The sequence below is a fragment of the Parabacteroides sp. An277 genome (assembly GCF_002159645.1).
GTDB lineage: Bacteria > Bacteroidota > Bacteroidia > Bacteroidales > Tannerellaceae > Parabacteroides.
In genome coordinates this window covers 94,734-120,830 of record NZ_NFJB01000006.1, presented here as the reverse complement: position 1 = coordinate 120,830, position 26,097 = coordinate 94,734, and the positions used below count along the sequence as shown (strand labels likewise).

General features: G+C 48.7%; 22 protein-coding genes. 19 read left to right on the top strand and 3 right to left on the bottom strand.

Going from position 1 to position 26,097, the window contains the following annotated elements; all coding sequences use genetic code 11:
• Positions 1-789: 789 nt before the first annotated feature.
• Entirely contained in the window at positions 790-3,300 is a 2,511-nt protein-coding gene (galB, locus tag B5F77_RS04020) for a beta-galactosidase GalB (RefSeq protein ID WP_087327975.1), read from the bottom strand.
• Between the two features lie 116 nt (positions 3,301-3,416).
• On the opposite strand from galB, the gene B5F77_RS04015 reads away from it, so the two are divergent.
• From B5F77_RS04015 to B5F77_RS03985, 7 genes are all read left to right on the top strand, one after another.
• Complete coding sequence (locus tag B5F77_RS04015) at positions 3,417-4,727, top strand: anaerobic C4-dicarboxylate transporter (RefSeq protein WP_087327972.1); 1,311 nt, start codon at positions 3,417-3,419, stop codon at positions 4,725-4,727.
• Positions 4,728-5,039: 312 nt separating this feature from the next.
• Complete coding sequence (locus tag B5F77_RS04010) at positions 5,040-5,471, top strand: transcriptional repressor (RefSeq protein WP_087327969.1); 432 nt, start codon at positions 5,040-5,042, stop codon at positions 5,469-5,471.
• 119 nt (positions 5,472-5,590) lie between these two features.
• On the top strand, positions 5,591-5,998 hold the full coding sequence (gene mce, locus B5F77_RS04005; protein WP_087327966.1) for a methylmalonyl-CoA epimerase: 408 nt from the start codon (positions 5,591-5,593) through the stop codon (positions 5,996-5,998).
• Positions 5,999-6,130: 132 nt separating this feature from the next.
• A complete protein-coding gene (locus B5F77_RS04000; RefSeq protein WP_087327963.1) occupies positions 6,131-7,684 on the top strand; it encodes an acyl-CoA carboxylase subunit beta in 1,554 nt (517 codons plus the stop codon).
• 19 nt (positions 7,685-7,703) lie between these two features.
• Positions 7,704-8,600 carry an OadG family transporter subunit gene (locus tag B5F77_RS03995; protein WP_087328014.1) on the top strand — a complete coding sequence of 299 codons (897 nt, stop codon included), beginning with the start codon at positions 7,704-7,706 and terminating at the stop codon, positions 8,598-8,600.
• A 23-nt stretch (positions 8,601-8,623) separates the two neighbouring features.
• A complete protein-coding gene (locus B5F77_RS03990) occupies positions 8,624-9,055 on the top strand; it encodes a biotin/lipoyl-containing protein (protein WP_087327960.1) in 432 nt (143 codons plus the stop codon).
• A gap of 4 nt (positions 9,056-9,059) precedes the next feature.
• On the top strand, positions 9,060-10,253 hold the full coding sequence (locus B5F77_RS03985) for a sodium ion-translocating decarboxylase subunit beta (RefSeq protein WP_087327956.1): 1,194 nt from the start codon (positions 9,060-9,062) through the stop codon (positions 10,251-10,253).
• A 191-nt stretch (positions 10,254-10,444) separates the two neighbouring features.
• Here the strand turns inward: B5F77_RS03985 and B5F77_RS03980 are convergent, their stop codons facing one another.
• Positions 10,445-11,326, bottom strand: coding sequence for an AraC family transcriptional regulator (locus B5F77_RS03980; protein ID WP_087328007.1), 882 nt, complete (start codon positions 11,324-11,326; stop codon positions 10,445-10,447).
• A 135-nt stretch (positions 11,327-11,461) separates the two neighbouring features.
• On the opposite strand from B5F77_RS03980, the gene B5F77_RS03975 reads away from it, so the two are divergent.
• The 7 genes from B5F77_RS03975 to B5F77_RS03945 all read left to right on the top strand — a co-directional run bounded on the left by B5F77_RS03975 (position 11,462) and on the right by B5F77_RS03945 (position 17,002).
• Positions 11,462-12,214, top strand: a complete 753-nt coding sequence (locus B5F77_RS03975) for a sulfite exporter TauE/SafE family protein (RefSeq protein WP_087327953.1) — start codon at positions 11,462-11,464, stop codon at positions 12,212-12,214.
• Between the two features lie 37 nt (positions 12,215-12,251).
• A complete protein-coding gene (locus B5F77_RS03970) occupies positions 12,252-13,280 on the top strand; it encodes an aldo/keto reductase (RefSeq protein ID WP_087327950.1) in 1,029 nt (342 codons plus the stop codon).
• Positions 13,281-13,291: 11 nt separating this feature from the next.
• Positions 13,292-13,798 (top strand): PPC domain-containing DNA-binding protein, encoded by a 507-nt coding sequence (locus B5F77_RS03965; protein WP_087327947.1) that lies wholly within the window; start codon positions 13,292-13,294, stop codon positions 13,796-13,798.
• Between the two features lie 5 nt (positions 13,799-13,803).
• A complete protein-coding gene (locus tag B5F77_RS03960; protein WP_087327943.1) occupies positions 13,804-14,391 on the top strand; it encodes a DUF2271 domain-containing protein in 588 nt (195 codons plus the stop codon).
• A 42-nt stretch (positions 14,392-14,433) separates the two neighbouring features.
• Positions 14,434-15,159, top strand: coding sequence for a major royal jelly family protein (locus B5F77_RS03955; protein ID WP_255377024.1), 726 nt, complete (start codon positions 14,434-14,436; stop codon positions 15,157-15,159).
• Positions 15,160-15,291: 132 nt separating this feature from the next.
• Positions 15,292-15,567 carry a hypothetical protein gene (locus B5F77_RS03950; RefSeq protein ID WP_204244948.1) on the top strand — a complete coding sequence of 92 codons (276 nt, stop codon included), beginning with the start codon at positions 15,292-15,294 and terminating at the stop codon, positions 15,565-15,567.
• A gap of 481 nt (positions 15,568-16,048) precedes the next feature.
• A complete protein-coding gene (locus tag B5F77_RS03945) occupies positions 16,049-17,002 on the top strand; it encodes a transporter (RefSeq protein ID WP_087327937.1) in 954 nt (317 codons plus the stop codon).
• A 16-nt stretch (positions 17,003-17,018) separates the two neighbouring features.
• Here the strand turns inward: B5F77_RS03945 and B5F77_RS03940 are convergent, their stop codons facing one another.
• The gene (locus B5F77_RS03940) at positions 17,019-17,909 is read right to left on the bottom strand and encodes an AraC family transcriptional regulator (protein WP_087327934.1); all 891 of its coding nucleotides are present in this window, start codon (positions 17,907-17,909) and stop codon (positions 17,019-17,021) included.
• A 133-nt stretch (positions 17,910-18,042) separates the two neighbouring features.
• Here B5F77_RS03940 and B5F77_RS03935 point away from each other — a divergent pair, with 133 nt between their 5' ends.
• From B5F77_RS03935 to B5F77_RS03915, 5 genes are all read left to right on the top strand, one after another.
• On the top strand, positions 18,043-19,347 hold the full coding sequence (locus B5F77_RS03935) for a hypothetical protein (RefSeq protein ID WP_087327932.1): 1,305 nt from the start codon (positions 18,043-18,045) through the stop codon (positions 19,345-19,347).
• Positions 19,348-19,349: 2 nt separating this feature from the next.
• Positions 19,350-21,095: a class I mannose-6-phosphate isomerase gene (locus B5F77_RS03930; RefSeq protein ID WP_087327929.1), complete on the top strand. Its 1,746-nt coding sequence runs from the start codon at positions 19,350-19,352 to the stop codon at positions 21,093-21,095.
• A 14-nt stretch (positions 21,096-21,109) separates the two neighbouring features.
• The gene (locus B5F77_RS03925) at positions 21,110-22,150 is read left to right on the top strand and encodes an ROK family protein (protein WP_087328004.1); all 1,041 of its coding nucleotides are present in this window, start codon (positions 21,110-21,112) and stop codon (positions 22,148-22,150) included.
• A gap of 345 nt (positions 22,151-22,495) precedes the next feature.
• Positions 22,496-24,838 carry a GH92 family glycosyl hydrolase gene (locus tag B5F77_RS03920; protein WP_087328002.1) on the top strand — a complete coding sequence of 781 codons (2,343 nt, stop codon included), beginning with the start codon at positions 22,496-22,498 and terminating at the stop codon, positions 24,836-24,838.
• A 13-nt stretch (positions 24,839-24,851) separates the two neighbouring features.
• Positions 24,852-25,997 (top strand): MFS transporter, encoded by a 1,146-nt coding sequence (locus B5F77_RS03915; RefSeq protein ID WP_204244947.1) that lies wholly within the window; start codon positions 24,852-24,854, stop codon positions 25,995-25,997.
• The last annotated feature ends 100 nt before the right edge of the window (positions 25,998-26,097 follow it).

Genomic DNA, 26,097 nt, shown 5'->3' with positions numbered 1-26,097 from the left:
TACAAATTCGCGGCGCGGAGCGGAAATCTCGGAAAACTCGCTTCGCTCAAACAACCGAGATTTCTTTTCGCTCCGCTTGGAATTTGCTTTACGCCGCTTCCGTTAGGCCCACATAAATTGACACCACATCACGGCTTTTTCATAAAAAACGGTAACCTTGTAGGTTATAAGGGAACCGGTTCGGAACACCTGTAGTCGCAGGCTTCGCTTTGAACTGCAGCATAGGGAGCCCTCTTCGAGGACTGTTTTATTACCTATACCGTGCCTCGAGGAGGTCCAACTTCCTGTAACCGTAGGTCGAAGCGGAGCGAGGCCTGCGGTGTTCGGGGCGTGCAGCGCATGTGTGGGGCGGTGCATGTATCGTACAAAGTCTAAGGCAGGTACTATACACATAAGTCCGCAGATTTCTGCAGGTTTCGCTTCGACCGGCAGCATAGAGGAACCTCTTCGAGGCACGATACACCTACGACAGAATTAATTGTCAATTGTCAATTATCCATTGTCAATTACCCATTGACCCGGCCTAACGGAAGCGGCGTAAAGCAAATAAGGATGTAGAGCGTGAAGAAATCTCGGTGTTTGAGCCGAAGGCGAGTTTTCCCGAGATTTTAGCGGAACACCTGTATTTGCAGCCGCTGGAGTGTAAGCCTTGAACTTTTGGTTCTTTTCTTTCAAGAGAAAAGAACGAAGAAAAAATGTTTTTACAGAAAGATAAGAAAGCCGGATACCGGAAACGCTTGAAAGCGTCTGCCCGGCTCCGGCCTATACTATGCGAAATAAAAACAATCCCTATTTACTGGACTCCAGCCGGAGCGTAGCCGACTTCACCCCTTTCGCCGAGGCTTCGAAGATGATAGTACCCGCCTCTTCGCTCGTCTGGACGATAGCTGTCAGCTGTCCACTGAAGAGCTTCATCTTAGGTGCTTGGAAAGACTCCAGGCTGGCAGGATTCCCATTGGCTACAGCACGGAAAGAACCGGCCCCTTTCACCTTGAATTGGATTTCCCGCGTCTCATTCGGACAGAAGTTTCCCTCTTCATCTACGATTTTGACATTGATAAAGGAGAGGTCGCGCCCATCCGCTTTCAATTGACTACGGTCAGCTTCCAACACAATTTGATAAGGCTTGCCTGCCGTACGGATTTCCTTCTCGGCTGCCACCTTTCCATCCTTGTCATAGGCCACCACCTTGACCGAACCCGGTTCGTACTTCGTGTCCATCCACATGAGGCGATACCGCTTCTGGCGTTCAAAGCTCTTTTGAGCCGCTTCGGTATAGCTACTGTCGAGCGGAATGGAAAGGTCTTTCGTCCGTTTACCTTGGCTCTTACCATTGATAAAGAGTTCAGCCGACGGATAATTGGAATAAACAAAGACAGGCGTCACTTCGCCCTCGCGTCCTTCCCAGTTCCAATGCGGGAGGATATGCAACGTCTCTTCCGTCGGATTCCAATGCGAACGATAGAGATAATAACGGTCTTTCGGAATACCAGCCAAATCGATGATACCAAAGAGTGAGCTATGGCTCGGCCAATTGGTATAATAAGGAGTCGGTTCGCCTAAATAATCAAAGCCGGTCCATACAAATTCGCCGATACAATAGGGCAGGTCCTCGTGTTGGATGAAGTCATCCTCCGGCAGATTGGACCAGCCGCAATGCTCTACGTCGTACGATGAAGCCTGATGGTCGTCGTACACTGCCATGGCCTTGCGCTCTACCGGGAACTTATAGACGCCGCGTGAGCTGACAGTCGATGCGGTCTCGCTACCCAACACAATACGCTGCGGGAGCTTCGCGTAGTTAGTCTGATAACGGAAAGGACGATAATTGAAACCAGCCACATCCATTACGGCAGCGAAGTTATTGTTCACCACCGCATCCGGCGCATCCATGCCCTGTGTGACCGGACGTGTCGGGTCTTCCCGATGGCAAATATCTTGCAGGAACTTGGCCACCTTACATCCGCCCTCGTCCCATTGGTTCGGCACTTCATTACCGATGCACCACATCACCACACTGGGCGAATTACGGAAGTTATGGATAAGGTTCACGAGATCCTTCTCGGCCCATTCGTCGAAGAGGAGGTTATAACCGTTCGCGCACTTCGCCTTGTTCCACTCGTCGAAGCTCTCCACCATGAGCATCATGCCCATCTCATCACAAGCACGCACCAACTCCGGAGCCGGCATATTGTGAGACGTACGAATGGCATTACAACCCATATCCTTCAAGATACGGATTTGGCGACGAATAGCAGCATCATTGACCGCTGCACCCAACGGACCCAAGTCGTGGTGATTGCAAACCCCTTTGAAAACGGTCTTCTTTCCATTCAAGAAGAATCCCTTGTCCGGGATAATCTCGATGGAACGAATACCGAATTTCGTTGTGTACTCATCCTTCAGCTCGCCATTCTTACCATACAATTGGGAAACGGCCGTATACAATGTAGGCGTTTCGACAGACCACAACTGCGGGTTCTTTACAATAAATTCCTGCACGACAACACTATCATGATAGGAAATCGCCTCCTGCAACGACAAAGCGGACTCCTTCACCAGCTCGGTACCATCCGGACGAAGCAAAGTCGTACGGAGTTCATAATCCGAACCCGCGTTCGGCACATCCACCTTTGTTTCCACCCGGACACGGGCGAACTGCTCATTCACTTGAGGCGTCGTGATGTAAGTTCCCCAGACAGGTATATGCGCCTTGTCTGTGACAATAATGCGGACATTCCGATACAATCCAGCACCCGGATACCAACGCGACGACTCCGGCAGATTCTCCAAACGGACCGCGATCGTATTCTTCCCGCCCGCCTGCAGATAAGAGGTAATATCAAACCAGAACGAGTTATATCCGTAGGGCCAAAAGCCTACCTTCTTACCATTTATATACACTTCGGCATGACTCATGGCACCATCGAACAGGATAAAAGCCTTTTTGCCTGCTTGAAAGGATGGAACCTCTAATGTGTTCCGGTACCAACCGACACCTACGAACGGCAATCCGCCCGTACGTCCGGCATGTTCCATGGCTTCCTTCTGCCCATCTTGCGAGATGGCGACGTTCTGTTTGTCGTTCTGGATGCTGAACGGACCATAGATAGCCCAATCGTGCGGCACCGTCACCGACTGCCATTTACTGTCATCGAAAGCCGCTTGAACAGCTTCGGGATGGTCTTCCCGGGTGAATTTCCACCCTTTCTCAAGCCACATTTCCGTGCGTACTTGAGCGGAAAGACTGGATAGGAATCCTAAAATACCTATCAGCGAAAGGAGACAACTTCTTTTCATGGGTTGAATGATTTTATAATTAATAAGTAATTAATATGCGTCACTTGTTTTGTAGGCAAAGATAACGTATCTTTGCAAACGAAACACTTTTTTAGGACAGAAAAAATAGAATAATTATGCTATTGCAGTTGTTGTTTGTACTTTTGGCTATCGTTATCGGAGCCCGCATCGGAGGTATTGGATTGGGAGTATTGGGTGGCGTCGGATTGTCTATCCTCATCTTTTTCTTTGGATTGCAACCTACTGCCCCTCCTATCGACGTCATGCTGATGATTGTCGCAGTGATAGCCGCTGCCAGCTGCATGCAGGCCGCAGGCGGATTGGACCTGATGGTGAAATGGGCGGAAAAGCTCCTGCGCAAGAATCCACAACAGATTACGCTGTTGAGTCCCTTGGTGACTTACTTCTTCACCTTCGTGGCCGGGACAGGGCACGTGGCTTATTCCGTGCTTCCCGTCATCGCCGAAGTGGCCAAAGACACGAAAATCCGGCCCGAACGCCCGATGGCTATTGCTGTCATCGCCTCGCAACAGGCCATTACAGCCAGTCCCATATCAGCTGCTACGGTGGCCCTGCTCAGCATGTTGTCGGGCTATGGCATTTCGCTGATGGACATCTTGATGATATCCATTCCCTGTACACTGTTGGGCGTGATTGCCGGGGCATTTTATTCCCTCCGTGTGGGGAAAGAATTGGTAGACGACCCGGAATACCAGCGGCGACTGGCAGCAGGCGATTTCGAACATGACCATTACCAGACGGCTGAAGTGGAGAACCCGCGCAAGGCGGCATTGGCCGTCGCCATCTTCCTGTTGGCCACGTTGGGCATCGTCCTGTTCGGTTCCATCGAGGCCATCCGTCCGAAGTTCATCACGGAAGCAGGAACCGTGACAATGGAAATGTCGCACATCATCGAAGTCTTGATGCTGACCGCCGCCGCCCTGATTCTTCTCTGCACTAAGACCGACGGCATACGGGCCGCGCAAGGTTCCGTCTTTTCGGCCGGTATGCAGGCCGTGGTAGCCATCTTCGGTATCGCCTGGATGGGCGACACCTTCATCGCAGGCAATATGGAGACGCTGAAAGGAAGCATCATGGACATCGTCACCCAAATGCCCTGGCTCTTCGGCCTGGCGCTCTTTGTGATGTCGATTCTCCTTTTCAGCCAAGCGGCCACCATCCGCGCGCTTTTGCCCTTGGGGATTGCGCTGGGCATCCCGCCCTACCTGCTCATCGCCCTCTTCCCGGCCGTGAATGGCTATTTCTTCATCCCGAATTACCCGACCGTGGTAGCGGCCATCAACTTCGACCGGACCGGGACGACGCGCATCGGCAAGTACATCCTGAACCATTCGTTCATGATACCGGGTTTGGTGGCGACGATTGTGGCCGTCGCACTGGGCTTGTTGATCGTCTCTTTCCTATAAGCGAAAGGGCAAGCACGATTTTCCGCAACTGGCCGGAGGCCTCCGGAGGAGTCAAGAAGATCGTCTGCAACCCGCCGGAGGCCTCCGGAGACTAAAAGAAAATCATTCTTTAACAAAAAGAGCCCTCCGGAAGCTTGCGGAAGATCGTTCTTTAACAAAAGGAGCCCTCCGGAGCCTCAAAGAAAATCATTCTTTAACAAAAGGAGTACTCTGGAGGCTTGCGGAAGATCGTTCTTCCACTCCAGAAGGGAACCCGAAAGGCAAGTACGATTATCCGCAAACGGAAATAGCAAGGATATATAATATAAAGGTATGGACTCACAGAAATACGTCACACGATTAGAGAAAAAAGGGGTAAAACCGACGGCCCTCCGGTTGTTAATCCTCCGGACCCTGATAGAGGCCGACGCGGCGGTGTCGCTGTCTGATTTGGGTGTCCGGCTGGAAACGGTAGACAAATCGACCATCTTTCGGACATTGACCCTCTTCCTCGCGCATCACGTCATCCATGCGATTGAAGACGGAAGCGGTTCGCTCAAATACGAAGTCTGCGCCAGCGAATGCGACTGTACGGTCGACGACATGCACACCCACTTCTATTGCGAATGCTGCCACCAGACGTTTTGCTTCAAGCATATCCACATCCCGCGAGTCGATTTGCCCGAAGGATTCCAGGTAGAAAGCATCAATTACATGGTAAAAGGCACCTGTGCCACCTGCTCGGCAAGAAAAAATAAGGACTGAGCGATGAAAAATCTCCTTTTTTGTAGCAAAAATTCCGAAAAGAAATGTAACTTTGCCAAGGCACATAAGAATACATATAACAAAAACAAAAGTATAAACATATAAAATTGGAAAACACAATGGAATTAACTCACATTGAACATTTGGGAATCGCCGTGAAGAGCATCGAGGCATGCCTTCCGTATTACGAGCAAGTATTAGGCTTGAAGTGTTACAACATTGAAGAGGTGGCCGACCAGAAAGTGAAGACGGCCTTCTTCAAAATCGGCCAAACGAAAATCGAATTGCTGGAACCCACCAGCGAAGACAGTACCATCGCGAAGTTTATCGAGAAACGGGGCGAAGGCATCCACCACATCGCTTTTGCGACCCCCGACGTACAGGCTTGCTTGGACGAAGCCGAATCAAAAGGCATCCGTTTGATAGACAAAGCACCGCGCCGCGGAGCAGAAGGACTGGACATCGCATTCTTGCATCCCAAATCGACTTGCAGCGTGCTGACTGAACTTTGCATGCCGGGGAAGTAAAAAAATAATGGACAATGGACAATTGATAATTGACAATTAAGGAGTTTATTTCTACTATCTCTGCAATTGTCCATTGTCAATTATTAATTGTCAATTAAAAAAGTGTCATTACTAACAACAAATCAGAATACAATGAGTAATCAGCTTGAAAAGGTAAAAGAACTAATTGCACTACGCGAACAAGCACGCTTGGGCGGAGGTGAAAAGAGAATAGAATCGCAGCATAAGAAAGGAAAATACACGGCTCGCGAACGTATCTCTATGTTGCTGGACGAAGGCAGTTTCGAAGAAATCGACATGTTTGTGAAACACCGTTGCTCGAACTTCGGCATCGAGAAGACAAAGTTCTTGGGCGACGGTATCGTTACGGGATATGGGACCATAGACGGACGCTTGGTGTATGTCTATGCGCAAGACTTTACCGTGTTCGGGGGCGCCTTGTCGGAAATGCTGGCGTTAAAGATTTGCAAGATTATGGACCAAGCCATGAAGATGGGCGCACCGGTGATTGGATTGAACGATTCAGGCGGCGCACGTATCCAGGAAGGGGTAAACGCCTTGGCCGGTTATGCCGAAATTTTCCAACGTAATATCTTGGCTTCCGGAGTGATTCCCCAGATATCCGGTATCTTTGGTCCTTGCGCAGGCGGTGCCGTCTATTCACCCGCGCTGACGGATTTCAACATCATGACACGCGGGACGAGCTACATGTTCCTGACCGGACCGAAAGTAGTCAAGACCGTCACAGGCGAAGACGTGACCCAAGAGCAATTGGGAGGTGCCAGCGTACACTCGACCAAGTCCGGCGTAGCCCAGTTTGCCGTCGATACGGAAGAAGAGGGATTGCAGCTCATCCGCCAGTTATTGAGTTATCTTCCTCAAAACAACCTGGAAGAGACACCGCTCGTAGAATGCAAAGACCCTATCGACCGCTTAGACGATAACTTGAACGAGATTATCCCCGACAATCCAAACCAAGCATACGACATGTATGAAGTCATCGGGACGATTGTAGACAACAACGAATTCCTGGAAGTGCATGCGGATTATGCCAAGAATATCATTGTAGGATTCGCCCGTTTCAACGGACAATCAGTCGGCATCGTAGCCAACCAGCCCAAGGTAATGGCCGGCTGTCTGGATAGCAACGCTTCCCGTAAAGGCGCACGTTTCGTACGTTTCTGCGACGCCTTCAATATCCCATTGGTGACCTTGGTGGATGTACCGGGATTCCTTCCGGGTACAGGACAGGAATACAACGGCGTCATCCTGCATGGAGCTAAATTGTTGTTCGCGTATGGCGAGGCTACCGTTCCGAAGGTGACTGTGACGCTCCGCAAATCGTATGGTGGCGCTTATTGCGTGATGAGTTCGAAACATTTACGTGGCGACATGAACTATGCTTGGCCTACAGCCGAGATTGCCGTCATGGGACCGAGCGGAGCCGTAGAAATCATCTTCGCCAAAGAAGTAGCCGCAGCAGAAGACCCGAAAGCATGTGCAGCCGAGAAAGAGGAAGAATACAAGAAAGCCTTTGCGAACCCGTATAATGCGGCTCAATATGGTTACATCGATGATGTCATCGAACCGCGTAATACTCGCTTCCGCATCATCCGCGCATTGCAACAATTGCAGACGAAGAAGCTGAGCAACCCGGCAAAGAAACATGATAACATGCCTTTGTAATCTTTTTAAACGAATGCGTATGATAAATAAAAGGTTCGGAATATGCCTCCTGTTGCTGGTGTTCTTCGCGTTTGGAGCACAAGCTCAGTTGGTCACTTCCATGAAAATAAACGAGGTGCTGGTCATCAACGAAACAAACTTCGTGGACGACTACGGTATGCGCCATCCATGGATTGAGTTGTTTAATAATTCGGCTGGAACCGTCGATTTGGGCGGATGTTATTTGACGAATGAAAAAGACAACCCAACGAAGTATATGATACCCAAAGGGGATGTGCTGACGAAAATACCTCCGCGGCAACATACCCTGTTTTGGGCAGACAACCAGAAAGACCGTGGTACATTCCATTTGAATTTCACGTTAGATCCCCAAAAGGACAACTACATTGCTTTGTATGATGCCGATGGCAAGACATTGGTAGACGAGATTGTCATTCCGGCCGGCCAACAGCCGGATGTCAGCTATGGTTTGGATATGGACGGAACAGGTCAATGGACTACGTTAACGAAAGTGACTCCAAGTACAAACAATGTGACATTGGATACGAACGAAAAGATTGAAAATTTCCAAGAAAATGACTCGTGGGGCGTCGGCATGACTATTACAGCTATGGCGGTTGTATTCATCGGATTGATTGTTTTGTATCTGGTATTTAAGCAGATTGGAAAAGCAGCCATTCGGGCAAGTCAACGCAATGCCAAGAAAGCGGCGGCAGCTACAGGGCAAACGATATCAGCCAATGCAGGACAAGAATCGGGCGAAATCTTTGCGGCTATTTCAATGGCCTTGTATGAAATCAGCGACGACAATCACGACATTGAAAACACGGTATTGACCATCCGTAAAGTAAAACGCAGCTACTCTCCTTGGAGCTCCAAGATTTATGGGTTGCGTCAAACCCCGGTAAGAAAGTAATTACTATTTAAATCGAATGTAAAATGAAAAGTTTCAAATATACCATTAACGGTAACGTATATAAAGTACATATCAACTCGATTGTGGATGATGTGGCAGATGTAGAAGTGAACGGCACGCCTTATCATGTAAAAATGGAAAAGCCGGCCAAAAAACAAATGATTGCCTTGAAACGTCCGGCACAGGCTCCGCGTACAGCCTCGGGCGATCCGGTTGTTTCCCGCCCGACTTCACCCAGCGTTGCAGGAGCTGTTAAGTCTCCGTTGCCCGGCGTCATCTTGTCTATCGATTGCAAAATTGGCGATGTAGTAAAACGCGGACAGAAACTCTTAGTGCTTGAGGCAATGAAGATGGAAAACGTCATCAATGCCGATCGCGATGGTAAGATTGTAGATATTAAGGTAAACAAAGGCGATTCTATACTGGAAGGTACAGACCTCGTCGTAATCGGTTGAGAGTATGTTAGGGTCTATATTATTACAAGCAGGAGTAGCCCACGAAAGTTTTACCCAGTTCTTGGCGGAAAACATAGAGGTGTTCCTGTCTTATACTGGATTTGCGAATGCGACACCGGGGCATTTCATCATGTTGCTGGTGGGATTGGCATTCATCTTCATGGCAATTAAGTATGAATTCGAACCCATGCTTCTGATTCCGATTGGCTTCGGTATCCTGATTGGTAATATCCCGTTTAAAGATGCAGGATTGCAATTGGGTATTTACGAAGAGGGTTCGGTATTCAACATCTTGTATCAAGGGGTGAGGCAAGGATGGTATCCGCCGTTGATATTCTTGGGTATCGGGGCAATGACGGACTTTTCGGCCTTGATATCCAACCCGAAACTGTTGCTCATCGGAGCAGCGGCCCAGTTCGGTATCTTTGGCGCATATATCATTGCCCTTCAGATGGGATTCGACCCCAGCCAAGCTGCAGCTATCGGTATTATTGGTGGCGCAGACGGTCCGACGGCTATCTTCCTTTCGTCCAAGTTGGCACCTAACCTGATGGGCGCGATTGCGGTATCAGCCTATTCCTACATGGCATTGGTACCGATTATCCAACCGCCGTTCATGCGCTTATTGACCACAAAGAAAGAGCGTCTGATCCGCATGAAACCGCCGAGAGTCGTTTCTCAGACGGAGAAAATCATGTTCCCCATCGTAGGTCTGTTGCTGACCGCCTTCCTGGTGCCTTCAGGTCTGCCTTTGTTGGGTATGTTGTTCTTCGGTAACCTGTGTAAGGAGAGCGGCGTGACCCGTCGTTTGGCTGAGACAGCCCGTGGTCCGCTGATTGATACGATTACCATGTTGCTCGGTATCACGGTGGGCGCTTCTACGCAAGCTACGCAGTTCTTGACGGTAAACTCCATCAAGATCTTCGGATTGGGAGCTTTGTCGTTCGTGATTGCCACTTGCGCCGGCGTATTGTTCGTGAAGTTCTTCAACCTGTTCTTGAAAGAGGGCAACAAGATTAATCCGTTGATTGGTAACGCCGGTGTTTCGGCGGTGCCCGACTCGGCCCGTATTTCGCAGATTGTAGGATTGGAATACGACCCGACCAACTACCTGTTGATGCACGCCATGGGCCCGAACGTAGCCGGTGTCATCGGTTCAGCGGTAGCAGCAGGTATCTTATTGGGATTCTTGGGTTAAACAAATATAGGCAGGATCGCTTGCGATTTATACGAAAATCGTTTTTGAATCTAACGAGAATCGTTTGCAACAATGCCTTATAAGAAATCAACAAGAGGCTGTGTCGAAATAGGCACAGCCTCTTTTTTTCTGAAAAAGTAGAAAAAGATAAAGAGCAAAAGTATCTGTCTCGTCTTTTTCTTTTTATAATATCATAGCCTTATCTGCGCCCTGTATTCAGACGGTTTACGTTTCGTATGCCTTTCAAACTGGGCGATGAAGTGCGTCAGACTATTGTAGCCTGATTCGTAGGCCACTTGCGAGACCGTCATGTTCGAATAGGCAAGCAGCTTGCAGGCGTGTTCTATCCGTATCTCAGCAAGACACTGGAAGATGCTCTTGTCCGAGCGCTGTTTGAAGTAGCGACACAACGCAGACGGGTTCTGCTTGACGTACCCGGCGATGTCTTTCAGGGAAATGTCTTCCTTGAAGTGGTTGTACAGGTAGGCATAGACCTTATGGACGGGTTCCTCCACGTCGGGCATGAGGTTGGAACTGTTGTATGCCGTATCAGACAGTAGTTCGGTACGGCGGCAACGGTGCAGCCTGTCGAGCATACGGAGCAGGCAGATGATACGTTCGGTGTGTTCCGTCCTGTCCAGCTCGTCCAGCATTCCCAGCATGTCTTCATATACGCCCCCGTCGTAGAATCGCACACCATACTGGCTTTTTTGCAGCAGATTGTGGATGGGACGGTAGTCGGGAATATCCTGCATATACGTGGGGAACAACTCCGGGCGAAACTGTATAGCCTCGCCCGCACAGGATTCACGCTCTTCCCCCTTGTCGGCTGTGGAGGGCGACAGCTTTGTGTCGCACAGGTGCAGGTGGGGAACATTACTTCCTATGAGCGCAACATCGCCCGCCTGGAAGTCGGAAACGCCTTCGCCCACGAATTGCTTTCCGCTACCTTTCGTGAACAGCATGATTTCAAACTCCACGTGTTTGTGCAACGGAAGCACAAAGCGCGGATAGGGTATGTGACTGCATAGAGTGGTCATCCCATGTACAATCTTACGTTCCAATATTGCCATACTCATATCTTTTATTCCGTCTGCAAAGATAACGAATAAAACTGCAAATATTATGGAAGTGTGCCTCATTTTTTGTCCATACCTTTGCAGCGTCAAACAAAAAATAAAGTAGAACATAGAATATAAGGTGTAATCATGGATTTCTCTATGTGGATACAATCCCCCTCGGACTGGGGGATGCTTTTCCTCTCGGCGTTGTTGATTGGAATGTCGAAAACGGGTATTCAAGGCATCAGCCTATTGGCTGTGCCGCTGATGGCTATGATTTTCGGGGCAAAGCCTTCCACGGGGTTGATACTACCCATCTTGTGCGTGGCAGATTTGGTGGCAGTACTGTACTACCGCCGCATTGCGGAGTGGAAGTATGTGCTGAAACTACTGCCTGCCGCATTGGCAGGTTTTGCCGTGGCACTGCTTGTTGACAAACATGTGCCGCCTGTCGAGTTCAAGTACCTGATGGGTGGTTGCCTGCTCGCTGTGCTGGTCGTCATGTTCTGGTCGGAATGGAAGGGCAAGGAAAACAGCCTCTCCTCCTGCTGGTGGTACGGACCGCTGTTCGGGTTGCTTGGTGGGTTTACCACCATGATTGGCAATGCGGCCGGACCGGTGATGGCAATCTATCTTCTGTCGGTCAAGATGCCCAAGTACAGCTTTGTGGGGACTAACGCATGGTTCTTCTTGGTTATAAACTACCTGAAAATCCCCGTTCAGGTATTGGCGTGGGACAATATCACAACCTCCTCACTCCTATTGGATGCCTGCACCGTACCTTTTGTCCTGTTAGGCGGTCTGCTCGGCATACTCTTGGTCAAGCGGTTGCCCGAAAAGGGATTCCGCTACTTCACAACTGCCGTCACTTGTGTATCGGTGTTTATGCTTCTCGTGTGAAATCATCGGATTGTATAATCTTTAAATATTTGTCATTATGGAATATCGCAGACTGAACAGTTCGGGACTTTTTGTCCCGGCATTGACTTTGGGAACAGGAACCTTCGGCGGCTCTCATGGCTTCGAGGGCTGGGGACATACGGGAGTAGCGGAAGCCACCCGCATGGTGGATATGTGTCTGGAAGCCGGACTGAACATGTTTGATACGGCAGATATGTATTCGCGCGGACTTGCCGAGGAAATATTGGGGAAGGCCATTGCCGGAAAGCGGAACAGGCTGCTCATCGCTACCAAGGGGACATTTCCCATGGGCGAAAGCCGCAACGAGGAAGGGGCTTCGCGCTTCCATCTGATAGAGGCGTGCGAGGCGAGCCTGCGCCGTCTGGGTACCGACCATATCGACCTGTACTACATCCACGGCTTCGATGCCAATACACCTGTAGAGGAGACGCTCCGGGCTTTGGATGACTTGGTGACGAGCGGCAAAATACGCTACATAGGCTGTTCCAACTTCTCCGGCTGGCAACTGATGAAATCGCTTTCGGTATCCGAGCGGCGCGGATGGAGCCGGTATGTGGCGCATCAGGTATATTACTCGCTGCTGAACCGTGATTTTGAATGGGAACTGATGCCGCTCGGCATAGACCAGCAGGTGGGCAGCATCATCTGGAGTCCGTTGGCTGCCGGACGTCTGGGAGGGCGCTACCGCCGGAACAATCCCATGCCGCAAGACGGAAGAGTGGCACGCGGAGGCGCACCCGTAAGGGATAACGTAGTGGCTTACGAGCGTCTGTATAATATAATAGATGTGTTGGATGAAGTGGCTGCGGAAACGGGAAAGGCTGTGGCACAAGTGGCATTGAACTGGTTGTTGCAACGTCCTACGGTGTGCAGCCTTGTCATCGGAGCCAGTTCAGAAGAACAACTCCGGCAGAACCTGGGGGCGGTCGACTGGAAGCTTACGGCAGAACAGATGCAACGCCTCGATGCCGCCAGCAAGACGGAGAAGCCTTATCCTTACTGGCACCAAGACGAACGGCCTGAACTTTCTTCCCAACTGTTTTAACACGGACTGTCATGAAATTAAAACTCATATTCATTCTGCTGCTTTGCGGATGGTTGTTCATTCCGGCAAGCGCACAAAATCCACAAGATATGTACACTTTTAAGCAAATAGGCAACAAATATGTTGTCAGTATCCAAAATCGTGCGGAAATCGTCAAAGCTCTGAACGCTTTCTGCGAAGAACGGGGCATCCAGTCGGGAACCATTTACGGGATAGGGGCGATAGATGAATTAATCCTTCGCTTTTTCAATCCCCAGACCAAACAATACGTGGACAAGACCTATCAAGAGCAGATGGAGATTGCCAACCTGACAGGAAACATCTCCCAAATGGACGGGAAGACGTATCTCCATCTGCACATCACCGTGGGACGCAGCGATTATTCCGCCTTGGCAGGACATCTGCTTGCCGCAACACTGAATGGCGCAGGAGAGTTTGTGGTGGAAGATTTCGGAACCCCCATCACCCGAGTTTATGTCCCGGAAATAGGATTGAACTGCTATAAATTGGACGAATAAAGCTTATGAAAACAAGATTGTTTTATGCTATTCTGGTTGCGTTCGGCATCTGCCTGCAAGGTTGCACCACTTCGTATGCGAAAGACAAAGAAGATGCGAAAGAAACTCCCGCAGGAGAACGGTTGGAGATTTCTTTCCGCTTCCAGCGTGGCGGCATTGCTTCCAGCCAATATGCCATTTGGATAGAAGACGAAACGGGCAAGTTGGTACGTACCTTGTATGTTACGTCTTTTACAGCAAAAGGAGGATATGAATACCGGAAAGATGCCGTTCCTGTCTGGACGAGCAAGGCAAAACCTCAAACCCTGTCTTCCGCACAAGTCGATGCCATAACGGGGGCAACGCCACGGAACGGCGTTTTGACCTACCAGTGGGATGGGACGGACAATAACGGCAACCGTGTACCTGCAGGGAAATATATGTTTTTCGTAGAGGGCACGTTGTATTGGAAAAGCAGGGTTATCTATTCCGGAGAATTGGATTGGGGAGGCAAGGGACAGGATTCCATACCAGTGAAAGCCCGATGCTTCAACCCATCCAAGACTAATGAGGACATGATTACAGAATTAAAAGCATACCACATCAAAAAATGAAGATGAAACATATTATCAAGGCATTCGTTCTTGCCGGAATAGCTGGTATCTCCGCATGGCATGACCACCGACAGCAAGGGTAATATCTGGCTGATAGATGACGGGAAGCGAGCCGGGACGGACAGCATCCCCGAAGGGGCGGCAAAGGTGGTCGGATTTACCTCGGATGGAAACGTGTTGGCATCCGTCCCCATCAGCTCCCCTATACTGAGACAGGACATGCACCTGAACGATTTGCGCATAGACCTGAAGCATGGAAAGAAAGGTATGGCGTATATTACGAACTCATCGTTCGGCACTACGCCGTCGTTAGTGATCGTAGATATTGCCACGGGGCAGGCACGGGAGGTCTTGGCAGGCCATTATTCCACTGCCATTCAGGAAGGATACGTCGCTTTTTTGGAAGGTGAGGCAAGAGCATACCACAAGGACAACGTTACCCTGCCGTCGGGAGGTGCCAACGGCATTGCTCTTGTAGGCAATAGGCTTTACTGGACTCCCATAACCGGGCGCGGACTATACAGCATCTCTACGGACTCACTTTCCGATTTCAACATTCCCGAAGCTGACTTGGAGCATTCTGTCAGGTACGAGGGAGACCGCCCCGCTTGTGACGGACTGGCAGAGGATGCCGATGGGAACATCTACTTCTCGGCTTACGAACAGACGGCACTTGTCAAACGCAATCCCGATGGAACTTTCCATACGCTCATCCAGTCCCCGCTTTTAGGATGGCCAGACGGGATGTTTGTCACGTCCGACGGATGACTTTACGTTACATTGGGACAATGGAATCGCCTGCCGGGATTCAATGGAGGAAAGGACTTGCGAAAACCTCCCTATTACGTCGTAAGATTGAATTTGAACTAATAAGGAGATTATGAGGCGGAGATAACCGCCATGCGCGAATGTTCGTTCCTGCAAATTGGAGGACTGACAGGATTTCTTTTTCTTCTTTTGATTGCATCATACATCATCCACCATGACATCCAGCGTATTAGGCAGTATAAATCAAAGACCGTCACTCTGATAAAGCAACTCCATGAATCGGATATACAGAACAGGGAATTGATTCTCTCGCGCAAGAAAGCCATACACGGTTATGCGAAACTGATACAGGGACATGGCAAGGATAGCGCAATCCGCTATGCGGAAAGCATTTTGCAGGCATCGTAACGAATGATTGCCATGTTGAACACGCTGCTTTTTCCGGCTGGATAGTGAAAAGAAGAGCGCGAATGCCGTCCCGTTCCGATTGCAAGGCGTGGCAGAAGCATTGCTGATGGAATTTTCTCTTTTGGCGGAAGATAAAGAGCTACAAAAGGAAAGGAATACCATTAAAATAAGTTAAATAATCAAACTTTCCAACCGAAAACTTGCTTGTATAAACAAAGCTTACTATTTTTGTAACGCTTTGTTATTGTCCCAGTTAAAATAGGGGAAGCAAGTATGCAAAGCGAAAAGGAAAATATTTCAGTAAGAGGAGAAAAAGTCCTCTATACGGTTAAAAGCCGTAACGAAAATAGATTATTGTTTTTCATTGGTTAAAGTTAAGGGTTAGTGTAAAAGGCTGCTAGATGTGAATCTCGCAGCCTTTATTTTGTACTTTCTTCGGAATACTTTAATTTTGCACCCAGTTTTTTGAAATAGGTATATCATGCTGAGTTTTATTAAGAATTGGACCTTGCCGTTAGCCATGTTGGCAGGAGCGATAGGGTATCTCGGTTTTGCACATTTCTCTTTTTTAGCACCTACAAAACCTTTCATGAACTCTTTGATAACGGTGTTGACTCCTTTGCTCATTTTCCTGCAGTTATTATTGACGTTCTGCCGAGTCAATCCTCAGGATTTATGGCCAGTCCGTTGGCATGGCTGGTTGTTATTGTTTCAAATAGTCTCTTGCTTGGCCATGGTAGGACTGTTACTTTGGGGGAAAATGTCTGTAACGTATAAAGAGGTACTGGAAGGTGCGATGGTTTGCTTGATTTGTCCGACAGCAACAGCCGCTGCTGTAATTACAGGTAAATTGGGCGGAAGCGTTTCGGCGTTAACGACCTACACCTTGCTTTCCAACCTATTGGCCGCTATCGCCGTCCCATTGCTCTTTCCTCTGGTGGAACCACATGCCGACTTGTCATTTCTGACGGCTTTTTTAAAAATATTGAGCAAAGTCTTTCCCTTATTGCTTTGCCCTTTTATCGTTGCGTGGTTGATTCGTCGCTTCCTCCCCAAGCTACACGCCTGTTTACTAAATATGCACAATGCAGCCTTTTACCTTTGGGCCGTAGCATTGACCATCGTCACAGCCCAAACATTTAAATTCCTATTTCAAAGCGATGCTTCGGTTTGGGTAGAAGTCTGGATAGGTTTGGCCGGATTGATTACATGTGCCATCCAATTTCTATTGGGGAAACAGATAGGTACGCATTATCACGACCGTATCAGTGCCGGACAAGCTTTGGGGCAAAAGAACACTGTATTGGCTATATGGATGGCTTATACTTACTTAGACCCCATCTCATCTGTCGCGCCCGGTTCGTATGTCTTGTGGCAAAACATCATCAACAGCTACCAGCTTTGGAAAAAACGAAGGAAAGAGGCGAAGAAATAACACGATACATTTCATGTTATTGTCCCATCTCTTTCTGCCGATAACCCGAAGGAGAAATACCCATAATCTTTGTAAAGATACGGGAAAAATAAGCCGGTTCGTCGAATCCTAAGAGTGTAGCTATTTCATTGAGTTTCAATTGCGTCAATTCGATATATTGACACGCGCGTTGTATTTTTAAGCGGTGGAAATAATTAATCGGAGAGACACCTGTCTCGTGCTGGAAAAGCATCGAGAAATGAGATGGGGAATACTTAAAATAAGCAGACAGCTGGGCAAGCGTCAGGTTATGTTGTACATTTTCTTGCATATAATGAATCACCCGGCTGGCAAACGAGGTACGCACTGCACTTTGGGAAAGCACAGCCCGATATTGTTCCAAACAGATAAACGAGGCGAGGAATGCATACAAGCAGAGCGAAGTATAACGCATGTATTCTTTGGTATAAGCCATCGAAAAAGCTTGGTAGATTTCCTCAAAGAACTGCAGACGGTCTTGCAGACGGGAATGTTCACCGGGTTGAATCGGCTGCGGATTCGGAAAAGCAGGCAGAAATTGGGCAGCCAGACGCCCTTTGAAATGCAACCAGTAGATTGTCCAAGGTTCCTCTTCGTCGGCACCAAACGCATACGGCGTATCTGCCGGAAGCAAGATGTACTCGTTGGCATGTACTTCGTAGGTATGCCCATGGATACGATACCATCCTTTTCCGTCTGTGCAATAAATCAACATCATATAATCGCATCCCCCCTCCTTCTGGACGTAATGGTATTTCACATGCGGGAAATACCCAATCTTACGAAGATAAAGATTGCCAATGAGAGGGTCTGTACTATATGCCTCAAGCAACTGTTCCGGGAGAAAAACAAAACGTTCCCCCTTGAATCCTTCTTTCATTTTTGCCATAAACTCCCTGCTTCCAATATGAGGACAAAGATAATTCAAATCGTAAGATAGTACAAGCAAATCAAAAAAAGATGTAGTTCCATTTAATATAGATGCTATACCTTTGCATCCGATAAATTAAAACAGAAAAAACATGAAAAGCAAGTATTTCATCGCAGGTACATTAGGAGCGTTACTACTTTCCTGTAGTGCGCCGACACCCGAACAACAATTAGCTAAACAGATTTTGGCAGACAACACCTTGCATCAGGTCGATAGCATGGCACGTGCGGTTGTCCGGCAAGGATTAAACGCAGGAAGCGGCTATTCACAGATTTGGGCACGAGACATGAATACGTTTATTGAAGTGGCATGTGAAGAAAATGATACACAATACTTACGCCATGCCATCCTTCTGTTTTTCGCATTGCAACAACCCAATGATGAAATGATAGATGGTTACGTCTTAAAACCAGACTTCACTTGGAACGACAATGTCCCGTATTACTCCGACGCAGCTCCTGAACATGTGGCTTTTAAGAATACCGTAGAAACAGACCAAGAAAGTTCGCTCATTCAAATCGTGGGGAAATACATCCGTAAGACAGGTGACCGCTCAATCCTTCAAGAAGAGGTGGCAGGCCGTACGGTTCTTGAACGGATGGACGATATGGTAGATTATCTGATGCGCGAACGTTATAGTGAGAAGTATGGGCTTCTATATGGTGCTATGACGGCTGATTGGGGCGATGTGCAACCACACGATGATTTCGGTTGCGATATGAACGAACTCTCAACGCCGGCTATTGACGTCTATGACAATGCGATGTTCTTGATAGCCTTGGATTATCTACAAGAGATGACTGAAGATGAGGCACTCCGCACGAAATGGAAAGGTTTGCACGAACAAATTGCACAAAATGTGCGCAAATATTTATGGGACGAGGAACGGCAGAAGTTTATCCCGCACATTTACTTGGATAAATCACCCCTTCCGGAGGGTTTCGATGAAAACCAAATCTATTATCACGGTGGTACAGCCATAGCCATCGAAGCAGGCCTGTTATCGAAAGAAGAGATTGAAATTGTCAATAAACAAATGGTAGAAAATGTACGCCTTTCAGGAATGCCCAGTATTGGCCTCACGCTCTATCCTACTTATCCGGAAGGCCTCTTCCGTGGCGGCATGTCGAAACCTTACATGTATCAGAATGGAGGCGACTGGACTTGGTTCGGCGGACGCATGATTCAACAACTCATTGCCCATGGGATGGTAGAAGAAGCTTACACGGAAATTCGCCCTATGATTGACCGTGTGATTCAGAACCAAGGATTTTACGAATGGTATGGCATGGGCGGCGTACCCAGTGGAAGCGGTCACTTTAAAGGGTCGGCAGGCGTATTGGCGAAAGCCATCGAGATGTTAACAGATTGGGCAAACAAACAAGAAGAAAAATAAACATGAGAACTTCGAATTATGACAAGTATCCAGCCACTCGACTGGATGCGGAATTATGGCAAGGGTGGGAAGCAATTCGTTCGGTGTTGTCTCAGCAAAAGACAACGAAAAAAGATCGTTTCATCCTTGTAATAGAATGCTATCAAGGCGTATATCATCAAGAAATTGAACCGGAATTACAAAAATTAGCGCCAGACTGCTGGATAAATACGCAATCGCTTTTCAAATCTACGGACGCTATCGAAGCGATGACCTATCCTTATGTAACAGACGACCGCCTGTTTGGGTTCCGTTCACATTTCTCGTACGAAGATTTTTTGGATAAGGAACGAGTAGCGGCTGCACGGCAGCAAATCGAAGCAGCTTCCGGTTTCTGTATCGTTTATGGACATGGAGCTGCGGTGATTTCTCCGGAAGCGGATTTAATCGTCTATATCGATATGGCGCGTTGGGAAATCCAGCTTCGTTCGCGCCGGCACGAGATTAACGGCCTGGGAGTAGAGAATGTCTCAGAAGGTGCCTCTTACCAATACAAACGCGGCTATTTTGTAGACTGGATTGTATGTGATAACCTCAAGAAACAATTACTTCCTCGGGCTGATTATTGGTTGGATACCCATATCCCGCATCAACCGAAAATGATAAGCGGTGATACGCTTCGCGAGGGATTACGGAAAACCGCCCATTCTCCTTTCCGGGTGGTTCCGTTCTTCGACCCGGCTCCTTGGGGCGGACAATGGATGAAGCAAGTGTGCGGCCTAGATAAAGAGACTCCGAACTTCGGATGGTGTTTTGATTGCGTCCCGGAAGAGAATAGCCTTTATTTCAACGTGAATGGCACCTTGTTTGAAATGCCGTCAAACAACTTGGTATTTTATGAAACACGCGCCCTGTTGGGGGGACCGGTAGAATCTCGTTTCGGACAGGATTTCCCTATTCGCTTTGATTTTCTGGATACCATGGGAGGCGGGAATTTGAGTCTGCAAGTGCATCCTACTACCCAATATATCCGCGACACCTTCGGCATCTATTACACGCAAGATGAAAGTTATTACCTTTTGGATGCCGAGCCTGGCGCTACCGTTTTCTTGGGGCTCAAAACAGACGTGATACCGGAAGAGATGATTGGCGCGTTAAACAAAGCGCAAGAGACAGGGGGCTCGTTTGATGCCGAACGCTACGTAAACCGCTGGCCGGCTCAGAAACATGATCACTTCCTCATCCCTAACGGGACGATTCATTGTTCGGGAGCTGGCGCGATGGTGCTGGAGATTAGTGCCACGCCAAGTATCTTTACCTTTAAGCTCTACGATTGGGGACGATTAGGTCTCGACGGACTTCCTCGACCGATAAATATTCGGCATGGGTCACATGTCATCCAATGGGAACGTCAAACGGATTGGGTACGGAAGCATCTCGTGAATCAAATAGAACCTATTGCTGAAGGTGACGGTTGGCGCGAGGAACGTACAGGACTCCACGAGAACGAGTTCATTGAAACACGGCGGCATTGGTTCTCGAAGCCTGTCACGCACCATACGGATGGAGGGGTTAATGTTTTGAACTTGGTCGAAGGAGATGAGGCTATCATCGAAAGTCCTACGGGGGCATTCGAGCCATTTGTCGTGCACTATGCCGAGACTTTCATCATTCCGGCGGCCGTTGGGACTTATACGATTCGCCCTTATGGCGCATCCGAGGGAAAGACTTGTGGTACAATTAAAGCATACGTTCGGTTCCGGTCATGAAAGATACCATCATTATGACATTGGATGCAGGAGGTACAAACCTTGTATTTTCTGCCCTCTGCGAAGGAGAGGAGGTGGTAAAGCCTATCACGCTCCCTTCTGCGAAAGATAACTTGGAGGCTTGCCTTCAATCCATATACGAGGGATTTACTTTGGTGCGCGACCAGCTCCCTGTCGCACCTGCAGCTATCAGTTTCGCCTTTCCGGGTCCTGCGGATTATGAGGCGGGTATTATTCAGGGTAATCTGCCGAACCTTACGGCTTTCCGCGACGGTGTTCCTCTGGGTCCGCTACTACGCGAACGGTTCCGCATTCCGGTTTTCATTAACAACGATGGGAACCTGTTTGCCTACGGGGAAGCGTTGGCAGGAATGTTGCCCGAACTGAACCACGCATTGGAAGTAGCCGGGAACCCGAAGCGTTACCAGAACCTCGTAGGCATGACGTTTGGTACAGGTTTCGGCGGCGGGATTGTGCTGAACGAGCAACTGCTTCGGGGAGACAATCAAGTAGCAGGCTATCTGTGGTGCCAATACAATCCGCTCTATCCTTCGCTAATTGCGGAAGAGAGCGTCAGCATCCGGGGCGTCCGGTTTGCTTATGCGCACCGCTCAGGAGATGACCGCCCACTCTCGCCCAAGGATATTTTCGAGATTGCCGAAGAAACACGCGACGGGGATGCGCAGGCGGCACGCGAGGCTTTTGCCGAATTAGGTACCGTGGCAGGCCATGCGTTGCTCTCGGCTCTGTTGCTTGTCGATGGCGTGGCCGTGGTGGGAGGTGGACTTTCAGGCGCAGCGAAGTACATCTTTCCGGCAATGATGAAAACACTGAATAGTTCGGTCGAAATGCGCGACGGTACCCGTTTCCCTCGTCTGCAAGTAGCGGCATTCAACTGGGATAATGAGGTCGAGCGGAAAGTATTCCTTCGTCCGCAAGATTCCTTCTTAGCTTCGGCAAAAACAGCTATTGCCGTGACGAAGCTGGGTACGAACCGTGCCATTTCCTTAGGCGCGTATTGGTTTGCTAAAAAGAAATTAGCATTGCTTGGATGAAACAGACAGAGGCTTGTTTTCCTACCTTATAGGAAAAGAGGACGCAGATTGTTTTGTTCTTTCCAATAAACAAGGAAAGGTTCATGCTGTCGTTTTTTCTATGTCTTGTAAACATAGATATAGAAAAACGGGCTGCGATTTATTCGTCAATAAGCATAGCAAATAAAAATGTGTCCATTTCTTCTCCTATAATAGGCATAGAAGAGAAAAATCCGGTTGTTTCTTCTTCGAAAACAAGCAAGGAAAGGATAAATCTGACAGTATGACGATAGAAATTTTTCAGGCTTGCTCCATGCAGCAAGCGTGACGTTAGCAATTAAAACAGGAAATAGTTATACATATACAATGAAGAAGAAAAAAATAATACCTGCTTTGGCTTTTGCGCTGTGGTCGTGTATGGCTTGCGCACCTCAACCGACGCCAAAGACGGAAGAGAATCTAAGCCAATATGTTGAACCGCGCATCGGAACAGCGCATTGCCGTTGGTTCCATTTTGCGCCGGGCGCCCTTCCTTTTGGTCTGGCTAAGCCAGGTCCCTCTACGAACGGTAGCTTGGGAAACAAAGGTGGCTGGGAGGCTACGGGATACGACTATCGCGATAAGAGCATTGAAGGATTTCCCTGCCTGCACGAATTTCAGGTGGGTGGCATTGTGCTGATGCCAACGAACGGAACGTTGATTACTGTCCCGGGAATGCCCACAGACAGTGTGCGAACGGGCTATCGGTCGGCATTTGCCCACGAGGACGAAGTCGTGCAGCCCGGTTATTATTCGGTGCAACTAAAAGATTATGATATTCAGGCAGAGTTGACGGCGACGAAGCGCGTGGCGTTTCAACGTTTCTCGTTTCCAGCCGGTAAGGAGGCACATATACTCTTCGACATCGGCAATCGGCAAGGAGAAAGCGGTCCCGTGCGCGACGCATTCATCCAGCAAACGGCAGATGGGCATATCGAAGGTTGGGTCGTCACCGAGCCAGTGTATGTGTCCAAATACCAACCTGGCGCGACTGTTCCGCTCTATTTCTCGGCTGTGTTGGATAAGCAACCTGATCAGGTTGGTGCGTTCCATCAAGACCAACAAGAACCGAATGTGAAAGAGGCAAAGGGTATCGGGGCCGGTCTTTACCTCACCTATGAAGCGGAGAAGCCGCTGACTGTCACGGCTAAGGTCGGACTCTCGTATACTTCGGTAGAAAATGCACGATACAATTTAGAAACAGAGGCATCTGCCTTGACATTTGAGGAGGCCCAAGTCGCCTCTGCCCGGACGTGGGAAGATTACCTCAGCCGCATCCGAGTAGAAACCGACGTGCGTGAAGACAAGGTGAAATTCTATACCGGACTTTACCACGCGCTGTTGGGACGAGGACTGGCCAGCGACGCGAACGGCGCGTATCCCAAGCATGACGGTACGATTGGGCAACTTCCGATGCGGGAAGGTAGTCCGGCCTATAATCTTTACAACACCGACGCGATTTGGGGAGGCCAATGGAACCTGTCTCAGGTATGGACACTCGCTTATCCTGAATATCTGTCCGATTACATCAGCAGCCATCTGCAGGTCTATAAAGATGCGGGATGGCTGGCCGACGGCATCGCGAACAGCCGTTACGTTTCGGGAGTCGGTACCAATCTATTGCCGGTGGTCATTGCCGGAGCATACCAATGCGGCATCGCTGACTTCGACACGGAAACAGCCTATGAAGCCTGCCTGAAAAACGAACTGGACGGAGTAAACAGACCCTTAGGCGCTGGCAAAGTAGACACGGACAAATTCGTCGAGTATGGTTACGTACCTCACCAGGACGCGGGCGATGGGCCTGATGAAGCTTTTATGTTCTCCGCATCGCACACGTTGGAGTATTCGTTTAGCAGCTGGGCTGTCGCGCAATGGGCGAAAGAGCGGGGTGATTCGGCTCATTTTACCCAATTAGATTATTTATCGAAAGGATGGGAACGACTTTACGACCCTTCGACTCACTTTATCCGCCCGAAAAGAGCAGACGGGAAATTCATCGAGAACTTCGATCCGATGCAAGTATGGCGTGGATTCCAAGAGGGTAATGCATGGCAATATACTTTTTATGTCCCGCACGACGTGGAGGCACTGGCAGGAAAGGTAGGAAAAGAGACCTTCAATGCGCGGCTTGATAGTATCTTCACGGTATCGCAGAAACAAATATTCAGTGGAGGTACGGAAGTTGGAGCCTTTGCCGGATTGCAAACGGTCTATAATCAGGGGAACCAACCCTGCTTGCATATTTCATGGCTATTCAATGAATCCGGGAAGCCTGAACTTACGCAAAAGTGGGTACGTGCTATCCTGAACGAATTCTATGGCACGGAAGGCATCCATGGCTATGGTTATGGGCAAGACGAAGACCAAGGCCAGTTGGGAGCCTGGTATGTACTCTCGTCGATGGGACTGTTTGATGTAAAAGGATTAGCCGATACAACACCGACCTTCTCGTTAGGAGCACCGCTCTTCGATAAAGTAACGATAAAGTTAAACCCGAAGTACTATCCTGGAAAAGAGTTCGTGATACAGACAACCGGCGCGAAAGGCAACAACCCGAACGCCTATGCACGAAGCTACAGGCTGAATGGACAGCCCATCGATGGTGTCCACATTCCATTTGAAGCGGTAGCCCAAGGAGGCACATTGGAAGTACAAATGACTGAATGAAAGGAGGCAGACTATGCAAGCAAAACATACTATAGGCACCATCCTGCCCATTCTATTTGGATTTCTGGTTATGGGTTTCGTAGATGTCGTAGGCATTGCGACCAGCTACGTTAAATCAGACTTCGGCCTTTCCGATACGTTGGCCAACCTATTGCCGATGATGGTTTTTCTCTGGTTTGCCATCTTTTCTATTCCAACCGGACTCTTGATGGCACGCGTAGGAAGACGAAACACTGTCGTTCTTTCCTTGGTCGTTACATTTGCCGCCATGTGCATTCCGCTATTGTTTTACCAATTTACCAGCGTACTATTTGCTTTCGCGCTCTTGGGAATTGGGAATACAATGTTGCAAGTATCCTTAAACCCCATGGTGGCAGCAGTCGTATCGAATGATAAAACAGCCAGTGTATTGACATTAGGACAATTTCTGAAAGCTATCTCCTCCTTTTTAGGACCGCTCATTGCTGGCGCTTGTGCCTCTTTCGCCGGAGATTGGAAAGGAATTTTCCTCATTTACGCTATCACTACGCTGCTCTCGGCAGCATGGCTCCTCATAAGCGTACGTGAACAAAAAGTAGCTACAGACATAAAGGCCACATTCGGTACAGCCTGCGCGCTTTTTAAAGATTCCTATATAGGCATGCTTTTCTTAGGCATTTTGGTGATAGTAGGCATTGATGTAGGATTAAACACCACCATTCCCAAACTTTTGATGGAAAAATTAGGGCTCTCGCTGGCAGAGGCAGGATTAGGTTCAAGTCTTTATTTCTCGGCTCGAACTATAGGTTCTTTCGCGGGCGCGTTCCTTTTGGCCCGAATTGCTTCGCGTCGCTTCCTTATCTACAGCATGCTTTTAGCGATTGTCGCATTTGCAGGAATGCTTGTGGCAGACTCACTTGGGTTCCTATCAGCAATGATTGTAATCGTAGGATTAGCGTGTGCCAACGTATTTTCGATTCTTTTTGCTGCAGCTTTAAGCCATTTGCCGGAACGCTCGAACGAGATATCTGCACTCTTGGTCATGGGCATTGCCGGAGCGGCTTTAATCCTTCCATTGATGGGCATTATAGCTGACTCTTTTGGACAAGTTGCCGCACTTGCCCTGCTGCTTATCGGTCTCGTATATTTAGTATACGTTTCTTGCCGATTAAAGAAATAACATCCTCTCTAAAAACACATATTATACTTTTTGCGAACTTTGAAAAACATTTTTCCAGCTTCCCAACAGTATGGCGAAGCTGGAAAATTTTTTCAGATTC

What these genes read in the sequence shown, in the direction of transcription:
- B5F77_RS03995 (WP_087328014.1), top strand. Translation starts at nt 7,704, where the DNA reads ATGATAAATAAAAGGTTCGGAATATGCCTCCTGTTGCTGGTGTTCTTC.
- B5F77_RS03985 (WP_087327956.1), top strand. Translation starts at nt 9,060, where the DNA reads ATGTTAGGGTCTATATTATTACAAGCAGGAGTAGCCCACGAAAGTTTT.
- B5F77_RS03935 (WP_087327932.1), top strand. Translation starts at nt 18,043, where the DNA reads ATGAAAAGCAAGTATTTCATCGCAGGTACATTAGGAGCGTTACTACTT.
- galB (WP_087327975.1), bottom strand. Translation starts at nt 3,300, where the DNA reads ATGAAAAGAAGTTGTCTCCTTTCGCTGATAGGTATTTTAGGATTCCTA.
- B5F77_RS04010 (WP_087327969.1), top strand. Translation starts at nt 5,040, where the DNA reads ATGGACTCACAGAAATACGTCACACGATTAGAGAAAAAAGGGGTAAAA.
- B5F77_RS03975 (WP_087327953.1), top strand. Translation starts at nt 11,462, where the DNA reads ATGGATTTCTCTATGTGGATACAATCCCCCTCGGACTGGGGGATGCTT.
- B5F77_RS04015 (WP_087327972.1), top strand. Translation starts at nt 3,417, where the DNA reads ATGCTATTGCAGTTGTTGTTTGTACTTTTGGCTATCGTTATCGGAGCC.
- B5F77_RS03940 (WP_087327934.1), bottom strand. Translation starts at nt 17,909, where the DNA reads ATGGCAAAAATGAAAGAAGGATTCAAGGGGGAACGTTTTGTTTTTCTC.
- B5F77_RS03950 (WP_204244948.1), top strand. Translation starts at nt 15,292, where the DNA reads ATGCGCGAATGTTCGTTCCTGCAAATTGGAGGACTGACAGGATTTCTT.
- B5F77_RS04000 (WP_087327963.1), top strand. Translation starts at nt 6,131, where the DNA reads ATGAGTAATCAGCTTGAAAAGGTAAAAGAACTAATTGCACTACGCGAA.
- B5F77_RS03970 (WP_087327950.1), top strand. Translation starts at nt 12,252, where the DNA reads ATGGAATATCGCAGACTGAACAGTTCGGGACTTTTTGTCCCGGCATTG.
- B5F77_RS03945 (WP_087327937.1), top strand. Translation starts at nt 16,049, where the DNA reads ATGCTGAGTTTTATTAAGAATTGGACCTTGCCGTTAGCCATGTTGGCA.
- mce (WP_087327966.1), top strand. Translation starts at nt 5,591, where the DNA reads ATGGAATTAACTCACATTGAACATTTGGGAATCGCCGTGAAGAGCATC.
- B5F77_RS03915 (WP_204244947.1), top strand. Translation starts at nt 24,852, where the DNA reads ATGCAAGCAAAACATACTATAGGCACCATCCTGCCCATTCTATTTGGA.
- B5F77_RS03980 (WP_087328007.1), bottom strand. Translation starts at nt 11,326, where the DNA reads ATGGCAATATTGGAACGTAAGATTGTACATGGGATGACCACTCTATGC.
- B5F77_RS03925 (WP_087328004.1), top strand. Translation starts at nt 21,110, where the DNA reads ATGACATTGGATGCAGGAGGTACAAACCTTGTATTTTCTGCCCTCTGC.
- B5F77_RS03930 (WP_087327929.1), top strand. Translation starts at nt 19,350, where the DNA reads ATGAGAACTTCGAATTATGACAAGTATCCAGCCACTCGACTGGATGCG.
- B5F77_RS03965 (WP_087327947.1), top strand. Translation starts at nt 13,292, where the DNA reads ATGAAATTAAAACTCATATTCATTCTGCTGCTTTGCGGATGGTTGTTC.
- B5F77_RS03920 (WP_087328002.1), top strand. Translation starts at nt 22,496, where the DNA reads ATGAAGAAGAAAAAAATAATACCTGCTTTGGCTTTTGCGCTGTGGTCG.
- B5F77_RS03990 (WP_087327960.1), top strand. Translation starts at nt 8,624, where the DNA reads ATGAAAAGTTTCAAATATACCATTAACGGTAACGTATATAAAGTACAT.
- B5F77_RS03960 (WP_087327943.1), top strand. Translation starts at nt 13,804, where the DNA reads ATGAAAACAAGATTGTTTTATGCTATTCTGGTTGCGTTCGGCATCTGC.